Origin of the sequence: Pigmentiphaga daeguensis, assembly GCF_039523035.1 — a bacterium.
GTDB lineage: Bacteria > Pseudomonadota > Gammaproteobacteria > Burkholderiales > Burkholderiaceae_B > Pigmentiphaga > Pigmentiphaga daeguensis.
This window is the reverse complement of the sequence record NZ_BAAAEN010000014.1, coordinates 107,140-121,926: the sequence shown is the minus strand read 5'-3', so window position 1 is coordinate 121,926 and position 14,787 is coordinate 107,140. Positions and strand designations below refer to the sequence as shown.

The 14,787-nt window shown below is 67.9% G+C and carries 9 protein-coding genes; 8 read left to right on the top strand and 1 reads right to left on the bottom strand.

The genetic code is table 11. From position 1 onward, the window contains the following. Window positions 1-123 precede the first annotated feature (123 nt). Both ABD104_RS17910 and ABD104_RS17905 read left to right on the top strand, forming a co-directional pair. Entirely contained in the window at window positions 124-1,368 is a 1,245-nt protein-coding gene (locus ABD104_RS17910) for a YbdK family carboxylate-amine ligase (protein ID WP_343927985.1), read from the top strand. 80 nt (window positions 1,369-1,448) lie between these two features. Beyond that, window positions 1,449-2,846 carry an MmgE/PrpD family protein gene (locus ABD104_RS17905; protein WP_343927984.1) on the top strand — a complete coding sequence of 466 codons (1,398 nt, stop codon included), beginning with the start codon at window positions 1,449-1,451 and terminating at the stop codon, window positions 2,844-2,846. Between the two features lie 33 nt (window positions 2,847-2,879). Here ABD104_RS17905 and ABD104_RS17900 read toward each other — a convergent pair whose 3' ends face one another. Continuing rightward, entirely contained in the window at window positions 2,880-3,605 is a 726-nt protein-coding gene (locus tag ABD104_RS17900; protein ID WP_087838867.1) for an IclR family transcriptional regulator, read from the bottom strand. Window positions 3,606-3,744: 139 nt separating this feature from the next. Here ABD104_RS17900 and ABD104_RS17895 point away from each other — a divergent pair, with 139 nt between their 5' ends. The 6 genes from ABD104_RS17895 to metH all read left to right on the top strand — a co-directional run bounded on the left by ABD104_RS17895 (window position 3,745) and on the right by metH (window position 14,787). Beyond that, a complete protein-coding gene (locus tag ABD104_RS17895) occupies window positions 3,745-5,187 on the top strand; it encodes an FAD-binding oxidoreductase (protein ID WP_343927983.1) in 1,443 nt (480 codons plus the stop codon). Window positions 5,188-5,203: 16 nt separating this feature from the next. Beyond that, a complete protein-coding gene (purB, locus tag ABD104_RS17890) occupies window positions 5,204-6,568 on the top strand; it encodes an adenylosuccinate lyase (protein ID WP_132979707.1) in 1,365 nt (454 codons plus the stop codon). Window positions 6,569-6,670: 102 nt separating this feature from the next. Next, the gene (locus ABD104_RS17885; RefSeq protein ID WP_087778255.1) at window positions 6,671-7,669 is read left to right on the top strand and encodes a Bug family tripartite tricarboxylate transporter substrate binding protein; all 999 of its coding nucleotides are present in this window, start codon (window positions 6,671-6,673) and stop codon (window positions 7,667-7,669) included. A 25-nt stretch (window positions 7,670-7,694) separates the two neighbouring features. Then, a complete protein-coding gene (locus ABD104_RS17880) occupies window positions 7,695-8,558 on the top strand; it encodes a sulfurtransferase (protein ID WP_343927982.1) in 864 nt (287 codons plus the stop codon). 8 nt (window positions 8,559-8,566) lie between these two features. Next, window positions 8,567-10,891, top strand: coding sequence for a molybdopterin-dependent oxidoreductase (locus ABD104_RS17875; protein WP_343927981.1), 2,325 nt, complete (start codon window positions 8,567-8,569; stop codon window positions 10,889-10,891). Between the two features lie 125 nt (window positions 10,892-11,016). Further along, entirely contained in the window at window positions 11,017-14,787 is a 3,771-nt protein-coding gene (gene metH / locus ABD104_RS17870) for a methionine synthase (protein ID WP_343927980.1), read from the top strand.

Sequence of the window (14,787 nt, the reverse complement as noted above, 5' to 3'; positions counted from 1 at the left end):
ATCAACCAGCGGCTAAACTCGCCCAACGATTCTTTCACGTGATGCTGCCCCGACGCTCCGCGCGTCCGGCGTCGCCCCCCGGGTAGATGACTCACCCCGGCCACCTTTCCAAAGGAGACCCCGATGCAGTCCATCGCATTCACGGCATCCGCGCCCAACACCCTGGGCATCGAGCTAGAACTGCAGATCGTCGATCCGCAGACCTTCGACCTGCGGGGAGCGGCCGAAGAGCTGCTTGCCCAGATCGCCAACCACCCCTATGCGGACCGGGTCAAACCCGAGATCACCCGGTCCATGATCGAACTGAACTCGTCGGTGCACACCGATCCCGCCCGCCTGCTGGAAGAAATGCGCGAGATGCGCGACCTGCTGGTCGAGGCCGCGGACGCCGTCGGCGTGCGCGTGGCCGGCGGCGGCACGCATCCGTTCATGCGCTGGCATGACCGGACCATCTACGATTCGCCCCGCTTCCAGTACCTGTCCGAGATGTACGGCTACCTGGCCCGCCAGTTCACCGTGTTCGGCCAGCACATCCACCTGGGCGTGCCCAGCGGCGATGCCGCGATCGCCATGACCCAGAAGCTGTCGCCCTACGTGCCGCACTTCATCGCGATGTCGGCCTCGTCGCCCTACTTCGAGGGCGTCGACACGCAGTTCGCGTGCAGCCGCCTGAACGCGCTGAACGCGTTCCCCATGTGCGGGCACCTGCCCCCCGAGGTGGTGGACTGGCACGGCTTCGAGGCCTATTTCGCCCAGTTGCAGACCTCGGGCCTGATCGAGAGCATCAAGGACCTGTACTGGGACGTGCGGCCCAAGCCCGAGTTCGGCACCGTCGAGATCCGCGTCTGCGACACCCCGCTTACCGTCGAGAAGGCCTGCCAACTGGCGGCCTTCGCGCAGGCGCTGGGCATCGCCCTGGCCGACGAACCCGCGCCCGGCGCCGAGGCCTGGATGGCCTACCGGACCAACCGCTTCCAGGCCACCCGCTTCGGGCTGCACGGCAACTACGTCGATCCCGTCCACGGCCGCATCCGCCTGAGCGAGCACCTGCGCATGACCTTCGACCGGCTGATGCCGGTGGCGCGCCGCCTGGGCACGGCGGACCTGCTGGAAGCCCTGCGCGAGGAAATCTTCACCCACGGCGGCGACTGCAAGTGGCTGCGTGCCCAATACAACCGCGGCCAGGAAATCGCTGAGGTGGTCGAGGCGGCAGTGGGCGCCTGGCGCGGCGAAGCCCCGGCCGACGTCGAGCAGCGCTTGCCCGAACTGCCGGCGCGCCGGCGGGTGCGGGCCAGTTCCGAGCCCATCCTGAACCTGGACGGCATGAAACCGTTCGCGTTCAAGCGGCTGGGCGGCCGGCTGCACTAAGGCGGGGCGCATCCTGGAATGGATGCCGGGCCGTTTCTCGTCTAGAATGAAATCTATTTCATTCAATAAAATGACGAAACATGCCCGCCTTGCCCGAGTCCCGGCTGGCCCGCCGCGTGTCCAGCCTACGCGAAGCCCCGCTGGACGTGCCCACCCGCGAGCGGCTGGCCCAGGCATTGCTCGACTGGTTCACCGCGGGCTGGTCGGCGGCGCCGATGCCGCTGGCCGGATGCTTCAGGACACTGGCGGCGGATTGCTACCCCGGTACGGGCGAAACCCCCGTCTTCGGAGGCGCCATGCTGCCGCTTCCGGCAGCCGCCTTTGCCAATGCCGCCATCGCCCATATCCGCGAGATCGATGATGCCCACCGGGCTGCCATGCTGCATCCTGGGGTGGTAGCCGTGTCGCCGGTGATGGCGTTTGCTTCGGGCGGCCAGCTCACGCGCCGCCGCATGGTCGACGCCATCCTTGCCGGTTACGAGGTGGCCCTGCGTGTCGGGGAAGCCTTGGGCACGCGCCACGCCGCGAACTTTCACGCCACGGCCACGGCCGGCACGCTCGGCGCCGCCGCGGCCTCGTCCATGGCGCTGGGCTTGCCGGAGGCCGTGCTGCACCACGCCCTGGGCCTGGGAGCGACACAGGCCCAGGGACTCTGGCAACTGATGGAAGACGATGCCCAGGAGTCCAAATCCCTGCATCCGGCATTTGCCGTGCGCAACGGCATGACGGCCGCCCTGGCGGCGCGTGCGGGCTTGCCGGGGGCCCGGTCTTTCGTCACGGGCAAACGGGCGCTGTACGCCAATTTGGCCGGCGACGGGCCGCTGGATGCGCTGGATGCGGGGCTCGACGGCCCGTTGCGCCTGCACACCGCTACCATCAAGGCGTGGCCATGCTGCGCGCAATTGTTCACGCCCTTGGATGCGGCGCAGGAACTGCTGGCGGCGCATCGTCCCGACATCGGCGCGATCCGCGAAATCGAGGTCGCAATCTTTCCCCACGCACTGAAGATTGCCGGGGTCGATTGGCCCGCCCGGCCGGCCGAGACCTGCTTCAGCCTGCGCTATGTGCTCGCGGTATTGCTGCTCAGGGGCCGGCTGACCATCGAGGACATGGAGGCTCCCCGGTTGGACGATCCGGCGTTGCGCGACCTGGCCGACCGCATCCGCATCAGGACGGACGAAGCCTTCCAGCGCGAATTCCCCCATCGACGTCCCAGTACGGTGACGCTGGTCATGGCCGACGGTAATCGGTTATACGCCCGGCGCGACCTGCGCCGCGGCGATCCCGAGGATCCGTTCGACTGGAACCAGATGTTGGCCCGCATGCGGGCGTTCGCGCCCGCGATGAGCGACGAGGCGGCCAGCTCGATCGCCGCCTGGTGCGAAGCGTTTGTCGATCCCGCGTGCGATGGCGAGCCGGCGCTGCCGCCACCGTGTTTGTTCGGCACCGCGGAATTGCGCGCAGGAGTGGCCGCCTAGCGCCTGCGGCGCGATGCCGGCTCCAGCGCGGCGTCAGTCGCCGGGAGGCTGCCACCCTTCCGGAGGGCGACAGGCGAATTCCTGCAGGGCCAGCTCGCGCCTGACCGCCTCCACCGCCGCAGCCTGCGCCTTGGGGTTGAACCGCGAGGCCAGGCCCAGGACGACGACGGCGCCGATAAAGCTGCTGTCCGCGTCGAAAACGGGCAGCGCCACCGAGGTCATCTCGGGGACGCGTTCGGCCCGGGTCATGGCATAGCCCCGGGCGCGGATTTCCTCCGCCAGCGGCGTCGTCCCGCCGGTATAGGCGCGCAGGACATGCGAGGACGACCCCCCCTGGTCCAGGGGCAGCCGGGTGCCGACTTCGACATGGTGGCGCACCTCCCGCGATGAATTTTCGCGGTACAGGCAGATACGGTCGTCGCCGACGCGCACGTAGAGGGCGACTGTCTCGCCGGTTTCCTGCATGACGTTGCGCAGCACGGGCTGGATGCGCGCCCCCAGGTCGAAGGTGCTGCGATAGAGCATGCCCATGTGCAGCAGGGCCGGGCCGAGCGCGTAGTCGCCGTTGTCGAACCGGTGCAGCAGGCGGGATTTGGTCAGGACGCCCGCCAGCCGGAGCAGCGTGGCCTTGTCCAGTCCCGTGTGTTCGGCCAGCTCGCGCAGCGACAGCCGCAGCCGGTCGGCGTCGAAGCTTTCCAGGATGGTGATGCCGCGTTCCAGGACGCCGGCGGGGGGAGTAGGGGAAGACTGGCTTGACACGTGCTTCGAAGCCTCTTAGAGTTTTGTTCAATAAAATTTATTTTATTCAATAAAACGAAAGACGGCTCGACTCATTCCTCTCCGTCCATCCGGACGTCCCGTCTTCGTGGTTTCGGACCTTGATCCTTTGGCAGCTTTCATGTCCCTGCATTCCGATTCCTTGGCCGCCGCGCTCGCGGCCATTGTAGGCGAGCCCTATGTGCTGACCGCCGCCGGGGACGTCGCCCGCTATTGCGGCGACTGGCGGGGCCGGTACCCTGGCGCCGCGCGCGCCGTCGTGCGGCCGGCCGATACCCGGGAAGTCGCACGGGTAGTGGCCGCCTGCGCCGCGCACGGCGCGGCAGTGGTGCCCCAGGGCGGAAACACCGGCTTGGTGGGGGGATCGACGCCCGACGACTCGGGAACCGAGGTCGTGCTCAGCCTCGACCGCATGAACCGGGTGCGCCGGGTCGACCCGCTGGACAACAGCATGACGCTGGAGGCCGGTTGCACGGTACAGGCCGCCCAGGAAGCCGCCGCCGCCCAGGGAAGGCTGTTCCCGCTGGCGCTGGCCTCGCAGGGAACGGCCACTATCGGCGGCGTGGTGTCGACCAACGCGGGTGGGGAGCAGGTCGTGCGCTACGGCAATACGCGCGATCTCACCCTTGGCCTGGAAGTCGTGCTGGCGGACGGTTCCGTGCTGGACCTGCTGACGCCCCTGCGCAAGGACAATACCGGCTACGACCTCAAGCAGTTGTTCATCGGCGCAGAGGGCACGCTGGGTATCGTCACGGCGGCCACGTTCAAGCTCTTTTCCCCGCCGCGCAAGGTGGTCACCGCATGGGCCAGCGTGCCGGATCCCCAGGCGGCCGTCGGCCTGCTGGCGAGCCTGACCGGCGCGGTCGGGGAACGCGTGACCGCGTTTGAATTGATCAACCGCGAGGCGTTGGACCAGGTGCTGGCCCACCCGCTGGATGGGATGCGGGATCCGTTGGCGGGCGGGTATCCATGGGCGGTCCTGATGGAAATCTCGGAGACGTCCAGCGCCATGGATCCGACTTCCGCGGTCGAGGCGGCCCTGGAGGCGGCGATGGAAGGCGGTCTCGTGACCGACGCCGTCCTGGCGGCATCCGGCCGGCAGGCCGAGGAGCTGTGGGCGCTGCGGGACCACGTGCCGGAAGCGCAGCGCCTGCAGGGGTACTCGATCAAGCACGACATCTCGGTATCCGTCTCCCGCATTCCCGACTTCATCGCCCGGGCCGACGCGGCGCTCGCCGCGGCGGTGCCGGGCATACGCCTCGTGTGCTTCGGGCACGTGGGGGACGGCAACCTGCACTACAACCAGAGCCGGTCGGCCGGCATGAGCGACGAGGCTTTCCGCGCCGTCGAGGAAGAAGTGCACGCCCGTGTGCATGCCATCGTCGCAAAGCTGCAGGGTTCGATCTCCGCCGAGCACGGCATAGGGCGGCTCAAGCAGGCCGCCTTCCTGCAATACAAACCGGCCTTGGCCGTGTCGCTGATGCAGCGTATCAAGCATGCGCTGGATCCGGCTTCCCTCTTCAATCCAGGGCGCCTCCTGCCGCGCTCCACCTCTTCCAACTGACGCCAGGACAACAGCAATGCCGTCATCCGTATTCGATATTCAATCGCTCCAGCACCTGTGGAGCACCGATGAAATGCGCGAGATCTTCTCGGAAGAGAATCGCGTGCAGAAATGGCTGGATTTCGAGGTTGCCCTGGCCCGGTCGCAGGCCGAACTGGGCATTATTCCCGCCGCGGCCGCCGAGGAGATTGCCCGCCATGCCCATGTGTCGGGCCTGGACCTGCCGGCCATGTCCGCGGAGATCCGCCGCATCAAGCATTCGCTGGTCCCGGCGCTCAAGCAGGTCCAGGCGCGCTGCAAGGAGCACGGGGAATGGCTGCACTATGGCGCCACCACGCAGGACGTGCTGGACACCGGCATGGCGCTGCAGGTCAAGCAGGCTCACGCCGTGATCCTGCGCGACGTGCTGGCCGTGATCGGCGAGTTGAAACGCCTGGCTGTCGAGCACAGGGACACCATCATGGTCGCGCGCACCCATGGAGTGCAGGCGCTGCCCATCACCTTCGGCCACAAATGCGCGATCTGGCTGGACGAGATGACGCGCCATTTCGAGCGCCTCAAGGCGTGCGAGCCGCGCGTGATGGTCGGCATGCTGGCCGGCGCGGTGGGCAGTCAGGCGTCGCTCGGGGAGCAGGCGCCCGAACTGGAGCGCCGTGTGCTGGACCGGCTCGGGCTGGGCGCGCCCGCGATCAGCTGGGCCCCGGCACGCGATCGCTTCGCCGAATACGCCTGCCTGCTCGCCATGATCGGCGCCACGCTGTCGAAAGTCGGCAACGAGTTGTTCAACATGCAGCGCAACGAATTTGCCGAAGTGGAAGAGGCATTCTCCGACGGCAAGCTCGGGTCCTCGACCATGCCCCACAAGCGCAACCCCACCTCGGCCGAGAACCTGGCGGGGTTGGCGCGGCCGCTGCGCTACAACGCCGCGCTCATGATCGAGGGGATGGTCAGCGAGGGCGAACGCGACGGTATCGCCTGGAAGGTCGAGTGGAAGGCGCTTCCCGAGTGTTTCCTGATCGCGGGCGCGATGCTGTTGCAAGGCAAGAACCTTCTGGCCGGGCTGCGCGTGGACGCCGATGGCATGGCGCGCAACCTCGACATGATGCGCGGCTATCTGCTGTCCGAACGCGTGATGCTGGCGCTGAGCGAACGGGTAGGCAAGGCGACGGCGCACGAATGGATCTATGAAGCGTCCATGCACGGCATCACGCACAAGCTCGACTTCGCGCAGGCGCTGCGCCAGCACGCGGGCCTGGCGGGGCTGCTCGGCGACGAGGAGATCGCCAGATTGACCGACCCCGCCGGCTACCTGGGCCAATGCGCCGCCTCCGTGGATCGCGTGGTGGAGCAGTCCGATCGGGCGATCGGCCGGCTGTCCTGATGGCGGCCGGATAGGGGCGGCACGCGCGAGACGGCGCGGACCGGCCGGAGGAGGAAGAGCCGCCCGCGCTATTACATACAAAAGAACCAAAGGAGATCATCGATGGCGTTCACCAAGACTGTTTCGCGCCGCGCCGCCTTGGCGGCGGGCGCCTTCGCATGCGCCTGCGCCGCGCTTGCCATGCCGCAGGCGGCGCAGGCCGCCTATCCCGAACGGCCGATCACGCTGCTGGTCGGATTTCCCCCTGGCGGCGGGGGCGACCTGTATGGCCGGTTGATCGCTTCGGCCCTGAGCAAGACGCTGGGCCAGACCGTGGTGGTGGAAAACCGTCCCGGCGCCGGCGGCAACATTGCCGCCGAGCAGGTGGCGCGCGCCAATCCCGACGGATACACCCTGATCCTCGCCATGAGCGGCAACTTCGCGGCGTCGCCGGCCTTCAAGCCGCAACAACTGCGTTACAAGGTCCCGGACGACTTCGCCATGATCGGCCTCATCCTGGAAGCGCCGCACGGCATGTTCGTGTCCCACAACTCGTCATACAAGAGCGCGGCCGAGGTGCTGAAGACCGCCAGGCAGAAGGAGCTGACCTTCGCGTCCACCGGTACCGGCGGCGCGGCCCACATCGGCATGGAACGCATCAAGTCGCTGGCCGGGCTCAATCTGCTGCACGTGCCGTACAAGGGCTCGGGGCCCGCCATCGCCGATCTCATCGGCGGGCAGGTGGACCTGTTCTTCGCGACGGCTTCGCCCCTGATCGGCCAGGTGAGGCAGGGGCAACTGCGCGTGCTGGCCCTGACCGGCGAAGAACGCAGCCCGGCGCTGCCCGACGTGCCCACCTTCAAGGAGCTGGGCGTGAACATGACGATGACGCAATGGTACGGACTGGCGGCGCCTGCCGGCACGCCCAAGGCCGTGGTGGAAAAGCTGTCGCATCATCTCGGCATGGCCTTGAAGGATCCCGCCGTGCGGGAGGCCATCCGTAAGGATGCGGCAGTCGAAAAGGACGTGCCCATGGACAAGTTCCGCGAGTACGTGCTCCGTGACATCGAGCAATACCGCGAAGCGGTCACGCCCGAGCTGATGAAGATGATGGGGTTGTGATCCCCGTCCGACAAAGGAAGCAAGCATGCAGTACGAAACCCTGGTAGGTGTCGACGAACTGGCGCAGGCACTGTCCGCGGATCGCTCCAAGGTGCTGGTGGTCGATTGCAGTTTCGACCTTGCCGACCGTCGGGCCGGCCGGCGCCTCTACGAGGGCGGCCACATTCCCGGCGCCCGCCATGCCGACCTGGAAGAGGTGCTGAGCGGCGCCAAGACCGGCACCAATGGCCGCCATCCGCTGCCCGAGCGGGACTCTTTCGCCCGGGCCATGCGCGCGCTCGGCGCCCACGACGACACCCAGGTCGTGGCGTATGACAACGCCGGCGGCATGTTCGCGGCTCGCTTGTGGTGGCTGCTGCGCTGGGCGGGCCATCGCGCGGCGGCCGTGCTCGATGGCGGCATGGCCGCCTGGCGCGCCGCCGGCCTTCCCGTCGAGACCGATGAACCGGCGCGCGCGGCCAGCGGCACGTTCTCGCTGCGCGATGCGCTGACCCGCACCGTCTCCCTCGATACCTTGCGGGCCAGCCTGGGAAGCGGTGAATACCTGATCATGGATGCCCGTGCCGCCGACCGCTTCCGGGGCGAGAACGAGACCCTGGATCCGATAGGCGGCCACATCCCCGGCGCGCGCAATCGCTTCTTCCGCGACAACCTCACCGACGCCGGCCTGTTCCGTTCCGCGGAGGAACTTCGCCGCGACTTCGAAGCGCTGGCGGGCGGCGTGCCGGTGCGGCAGTGGGTCAACCAATGCGGCTCCGGCGTTACGGCCTGCCACAACTTGCTGGCCCAGGCGGTGGCGGGCCTCCCCGGCGCGGCGCTGTATCCCGGTTCATGGAGCGAATGGTCGGCGCAGCCCGGCGCCCCCGTGGCCACCGGCCCGCAGGACTGAGGCGCGCCATGGCCGACATCGACACCGCGTTTCCGTCACCGGGCATGCTGCCGCACAGCGCGCACTGGGGCGTCTTCCAGGCGCGGCTCGACCGGAGCGGGCTGATCGTGCAGCCGCATCCGGACGATCCCGATCCGAATCCCATCATCGAGAATTTCCCCGGGGCATTGGACCATCCCGCGCGCGTCACGCAGCCCATGGTGCGCCGGGGCTGGCTGGAGAACGGACCGGGGCCCGACGCCAGGCGCGGCCGCGACGAATTCGTGGCCATGTCCTGGGACGAGGTGCTCGACCGCCTGGCCGCGGAGCTTTCCCGCGTCAAGCAAAGCCATGGTCCCGAGGCAATATTCGGCGGCTCGTACGGCTGGTCCAGCGCCGGGCGTTTCCACCATGCCCAGAGCCAGGTCCACCGTTTCCTGAATACCTCGCTGGGCGGCTACGTCCGCTCGGTCAACAGCTACAGCGCGGGCGCCTCGGGCGTCATCCTGCCCCACATCCTGGGCAGCATGGACGAAGTCGCCCGGCGCAACGTCACCTGGGAACAGATCGTCGCCCATACCGACGTGGTGCTGGCTTTCGGCGGCATGGCGCTGAAGAACTCGCGCGTGGCCAGCGGCGGCATCAGCCGCCACGTCGAGCGCGGCGCCATGCACGATGCGGCGCGCCGCGGTTGCCGGTTCTTCTGCATCAGTCCCCTGCGCAGCGATATGCCGGCAGAGGCGGATGCCCGCTGGCTGGCGATCCGGCCGGGCGCCGATACGGCGCTCATGCTCGGCCTGATGCATACGCTGGTGGCCGAGGGCATGCACGACCGCGCCTTCCTCGACCGGTATTGCGACGGCTGGGACCGCTTCGAGGACTACCTGGTGGGGCGGAGCGACGGGCAGCCCAAGTCCGCAGCGTGGGCCGCGCCGAAATGCGACCTCGCGGCCGCCGAAATCGCCGAGCTGGCACGCAGCCTGCCCGGCAAGCGGGTATTGGTGACGGTGTCGCATTCGCTCCAGCGCGCCGAGCATGGGGAACAGCCGGTATGGGCCGGCGCGGTGCTGGCCGCGGTGCTCGGCCAGCTCGGCCTGCCTGGCGGAGGCTATGCCTATGCACTGGGGACGCTGGCGCACTACGGCAAGCGCAGCAACGCCGTGCCGGTGGCCGCGCTGCCCCAGGGCACCAATGGCGTGAAGGATTTCATCCCCGTGGCGCGCGTCGCGGACATGCTGCTGCATCCGGGGCAGTCCTATGCCTACAACGGCCAGACCCGCACTTACCCCCGCATCCGCCTGGCGTACTGGGCGGGCGGCAACCCCTTCCACCATCACCAGGACCTGGCCCGGCTGGCGATGGCTTTCCGCCAGCTCGATACCTTCGTCGTGCATGAGATCGCCTGGACCGCCACGGCTCGCCATGCCGACATCGTTCTGCCCAGCACCATGACCCTGGAGCGCGAAGACATCGGCGCCACGCCTACCGATCCGCTGGTCGTCGCCATGCATCGCATTGCGCCCCCCAACGGGCAGGCGCGCGACGACTACGACATCTTCGCCGCGCTGGCCGGGCGGCTGGGCACGCACGAGGCGTTCACCGAGGGACGCACCAGCCGCCAGTGGCTGGAACATCTGTACGAGCGGACCCGTGCCGCCCTGCGCGAACTCGGCGGCGAGGCCCCGGACTTCGAGACATTCTGGCGGCAGGGAAGCCTGGTACTGCCACAGCGCGAAGACGATGGCGGCATCCTGCGCGCGTTCCGCAATGATCCCGCAGGCGCGCCGCTGCCCACTCCCAGCGGCAAGGTGCAAGTGAGTTCACCCGTGGTGGCAGGCTTCGGCTATGCCGATTGCCCCGGGCACCCCGCCTGGCTGGCGCCGCAGGACGCGCCTACCGACGCTCATCCGCTGTATCTCGTCGCCAACCAGCCGGCGACCAAGCTGCACAGCCAGCTGGACTTCGGCCGCCACAGCGCGGGAGCCAAGCGAGATGGCCGGGAGGTATGCACCATGCATCCGGACGACGCAGTGGCGCGCGGCATTCGCGAGGGCGACATCGTGCGCCTGTCCAACGGCCGCGGGGCCTGCCTGGCAAGCGCTGCCTTGAGCACCGACATTCGGCCTGGCGTGGTGCAATTGCCTACCGGGGCCTGGTATGACCCCGCGGACAGGCAGGACGACGGCCCGCCCCTGTGCGTACACGGCAATCCCAACGTGCTGACGCGCGACGCGGGCACGTCCTCGCTGGCCCAGGGTTGCACGGGACAGCTCACCGCGGTCCAGGCCGAACGCTACGATGGCCCGCTTCCGGCCATCCGCGCTTTCGAGCCGCCGGTTCCCGGTGCCCGCTGAATTCGACGCCAGTATGGGGCACCTTCGTTGCCCTTGGTAAAATAGCGGGTTAGCCAGTCCACCCCCTGGCTGGCCGTGCCTCCCAGGGGCCTGTGCCAGGGATCCTGCGAGGCCCCGTGTCGTCCATGTCTTTCCCCGCCCTTCCCTATCCCCCTTCGTCCTACACGCGCGGCGCCGAGTTCGCGCGCCTCCTGACCGAGCGCATCCTGATCCTGGACGGCGCGATGGGCACCATGATCCAGCGCTACAAGCTGGACGAGGCGGCGTTCCGGGGCGAGCGCTTCGCCGGCCACGGCAAGGACGTGAAGGGCAACAACGAGCTGCTCAGCCTGACCCGGCCCGAGGTCATCCTGGAAATCCACCGCGGCTATCTGGCCGCGGGCGCGGACATCATCGAGACCAATACCTTCGGCGCTACCTCCATCGCCCAGGGCGACTACGAGCTGCCCGAACTGGCCTACGAGCTGAACCTGGCCTCGGCCAGGCTGGCGCGCCAGGCCTGCGACGAGTTCGGCACGCCGGAGCGGCCCCGTTTCGTGGCGGGCGCGCTGGGGCCCCAGCCCAAGACCGCGTCCATCTCGCCCGACGTGAACGATCCGGCGGCGCGCAACGTCACCTTCGACGAGCTGCGCGCGGCCTATACCGAGCAGTTGAACGGACTGCTCGACGGCGGCATCGACCTCGTCCTGATCGAGACCATCTTTGACACGCTGAACGCCAAGGCGGCCATCTTCGCCGTCGAGGAAGTGTTCGAGGCGCGCGGCGAGCGCCTGCCCGTCATGGTCTCGGGCACGGTCACCGACGCCTCCGGGCGCATCCTGTCGGGGCAGACGGTCGAAGCCTTCTGGAACTCGGTACGCCACGCCCGCCCCATCACCATCGGCCTGAACTGCGCGCTGGGCGCGGCGCTGATGCGGCCCTACATCGCCGAGCTGTCGAAGATCAGCGACACCTTCGTCTGTGTCTATCCGAACGCCGGCCTGCCCAATCCGCTCAGCGACACGGGCTTCGACGAAACGCCGGAAGACACCTCGCGCCTGCTGGAAGAGTTCGCCCGCGCCGGCTTCGTCAACGTCGTGGGCGGCTGCTGCGGCACCACGCCTGACCACATACGCGCCATCGCCGACAAGGTGGCGGGGCTGCCGCTGCGCCAGCCCCCGGTGATCGAGGCGAAGATGCGCCTGTCCGGCCTGGAGGCGCTGAACATCGACGAAGAGACCCTGTTCGTCAACGTGGGCGAGCGCACGAACGTCACCGGCAGCAAGATGTTCGCCCGCCTGATCCGCGAGGAGAAATTCGACGAGGCGCTGGCCGTGGCCCGCCAGCAGGTCGAGAACGGCGCGCAGATCATCGACATCAACATGGACGAGGCCATGCTGGATTCGCAGGCCAGCATGACGCGCTTTCTGAACCTGATCGCCTCCGAACCCGACATCTCGCGCGTGCCGGTCATGATCGACAGCTCCAAGTGGAGCGTGATCGAGGCCGGCCTGAAGTGCGTGCAGGGCAAGTCCGTCGTCAATTCGATCTCGATGAAGGAAGGCATCGAGCCCTTCCTTCACCAGGCCCGGCTGTGCCGGCGCTACGGCGCGGCGGTGGTGGTCATGGCCTTCGACGAGCAGGGCCAGGCCGATACGCTCCAGCGCCGCATCGACATCTGCGGACGCGCCTACAAGCTGCTGGTGGAAGAAGTGGGCTTCCCGCCCGAGGACATCATCTTCGACCCGAACGTGTTCGCCATCGCCACCGGCATCGAGGAGCACAACCACTACGCCGTGGACTTCATCGAGGGCACGCGCTGGATCCGGCAGAACCTGCCGCACGCCAAGGTGTCGGGCGGCATCTCCAACGTCAGCTTCTCGTTCCGCGGCAACGAGCCGATGCGGGAGGCCATCCACACGGTCTTCCTGTACCACGCCATCCGCGAAGGGCTGACGATGGGCATCGTGAACGCCGGCCAGCTGGGCGTGTACGCCGACCTGGACCCGGTGCTGCGCGACCTGGTGGAAGACGTGGTGCTGGACCGCGCCGAACCGCTCGGCCGCAAGGACCCGGGCGACGAACGCACGTCCACCGAGCGGCTGGTGCAGTTCGCCGACACGATCAAGGGTTCGGGCGCCAAAAAGGAAGAAGACCTGGCCTGGCGCAGCCTGCCCTACGGCGAGCGGCTGACGCACTCGCTGGTGCACGGCATCAACACCTACATCGTCGAGGACACCGAGGAAGCCCGCCAGGCCGTGGACGCACGCGGCGGCCGCCCCATCGAGGTGATCGAGGGGCCGCTGATGGACGGCATGAACGTCGTGGGCGACCTGTTCGGCTCGGGCAAGATGTTCCTGCCGCAGGTGGTGAAGTCCGCGCGCGTGATGAAGCAGGCCGTGGCCCACCTCATTCCCTTCATCGAGGAAGAAAAGCGCCAGATCGAGGCCGCCGGCGGCGACGTCCGCTCCAAGGGCAAGATCGTCATCGCCACGGTCAAGGGCGACGTGCACGACATCGGCAAGAACATCGTCAGCGTCGTGCTCCAGTGCAACAACTTCGAAGTCGTCAACATGGGCGTCATGGTGCCGGCCGCGGAAATCCTGGCCAAGGCCAAGGAAGAAAAGGCCGACATCGTCGGCCTCTCGGGCCTGATCACGCCCAGCCTGGAGGAAATGGCCTACGTCGCCGCCGAGATGCAGCGCGACGACTACTTCCGCGAACGCAACCTGCCGCTCTTGATCGGCGGCGCCACCACCAGCCGCGTGCACACGGCCGTGAAGATCGCGCCGCACTACGAAGGCCCGGTCATCTACGTGACCGACGCCAGCCGCTCGGTGGGCGTGGCGCAGAACCTGGTGTCGGACCAGGCCGCGCAGTACATCGCCGAGATCAAGACCGAGTACGAGCGCGTGCGCGAGCAATACGCCAACCGCAAGGCCACGCCGCTGATCCCGCTGGCCGAGGCGCGCGCCAACAAGCCGCCCATCGAGTGGGACGGCTACCAGCCGCCGCGGCCCAAGTTCATCGGCCGCCGCACGTTCAAGAACTTCGACCTGGCCGAGATCGCGCGTTATATCGACTGGCAGCCCTTCTTCCAGACCTGGGACCTGCACGGCGCCTTCCCCGCCATCCTGGACGACGCGGTCGTGGGCGACTCGGCCCGCAAGGTCCATGCCGATGGCCTGGCGCTGCTCAAGCGCGTGATCGAAGGCCGCTGGCTGACCGCCAACGGCGTCGTGGCCTTCTACCCCGCCAACAGCGTCAACGACGACGACATCGAGATCTACGCCGACGAGTCGCGCCAGAAGGTCCTGTTCACCTGGCGCAACCTGCGCCAGCAGACCGCCAAGCGCGAAGGCGTGGACAACAAATGCCTGGCCGACTTCATCGCGCCCAAGTCCAGCGGGATTGCCGACTACATCGGCATGTTCGCCGTCACCGGCGGCCTGGGCATCGAGAAGTGGGAAGCCGAGTTCCAGAAACAGCTCGACGACTACTCCAGCATCATGCTCAAGGCCATCGCCGACCGGCTGGCCGAGGCCTTCGCCGAAGCCATGCACGAGCGCGTGCGCAAGGACCTGTGGGGCTACGCGCCGGACGAGGCCCTGGACAACGAGGCGCTGATCAAGGAGGCCTATCGCGGCATCCGTCCCGCGCCCGGCTACCCGGCCTGCCCCGAGCACACGGTCAAGCGCGACATGTTTGAGGTCATGGCCTGCCAGGACATCGGCATGGAACTGACCGACAGCCTGGCCATGTACCCCGCCGCGGCCGTATCCGGCTTCTACTTCAGCCATCCCGAGTCGCAGTATTTCAATGTCGGGAAGATCGGCGAGGACCAGCTGGCGGATTACGCGTCGCGCAGCGGACGCAGCGAGGACGAACTGCGGCGGGCGTTGATGAGCAGTTTGTGA

What these genes read in the sequence shown, in the direction of transcription:
- ABD104_RS17910 (WP_343927985.1), top strand. Translation starts at nt 124, where the DNA reads ATGCAGTCCATCGCATTCACGGCATCCGCGCCCAACACCCTGGGCATC.
- ABD104_RS17905 (WP_343927984.1), top strand. Translation starts at nt 1,449, where the DNA reads ATGCCCGCCTTGCCCGAGTCCCGGCTGGCCCGCCGCGTGTCCAGCCTA.
- ABD104_RS17895 (WP_343927983.1), top strand. Translation starts at nt 3,745, where the DNA reads ATGTCCCTGCATTCCGATTCCTTGGCCGCCGCGCTCGCGGCCATTGTA.
- purB (WP_132979707.1), top strand. Translation starts at nt 5,204, where the DNA reads ATGCCGTCATCCGTATTCGATATTCAATCGCTCCAGCACCTGTGGAGC.
- ABD104_RS17885 (WP_087778255.1), top strand. Translation starts at nt 6,671, where the DNA reads ATGGCGTTCACCAAGACTGTTTCGCGCCGCGCCGCCTTGGCGGCGGGC.
- ABD104_RS17880 (WP_343927982.1), top strand. Translation starts at nt 7,695, where the DNA reads ATGCAGTACGAAACCCTGGTAGGTGTCGACGAACTGGCGCAGGCACTG.
- ABD104_RS17875 (WP_343927981.1), top strand. Translation starts at nt 8,567, where the DNA reads ATGGCCGACATCGACACCGCGTTTCCGTCACCGGGCATGCTGCCGCAC.
- metH (WP_343927980.1), top strand. Translation starts at nt 11,017, where the DNA reads ATGTCTTTCCCCGCCCTTCCCTATCCCCCTTCGTCCTACACGCGCGGC.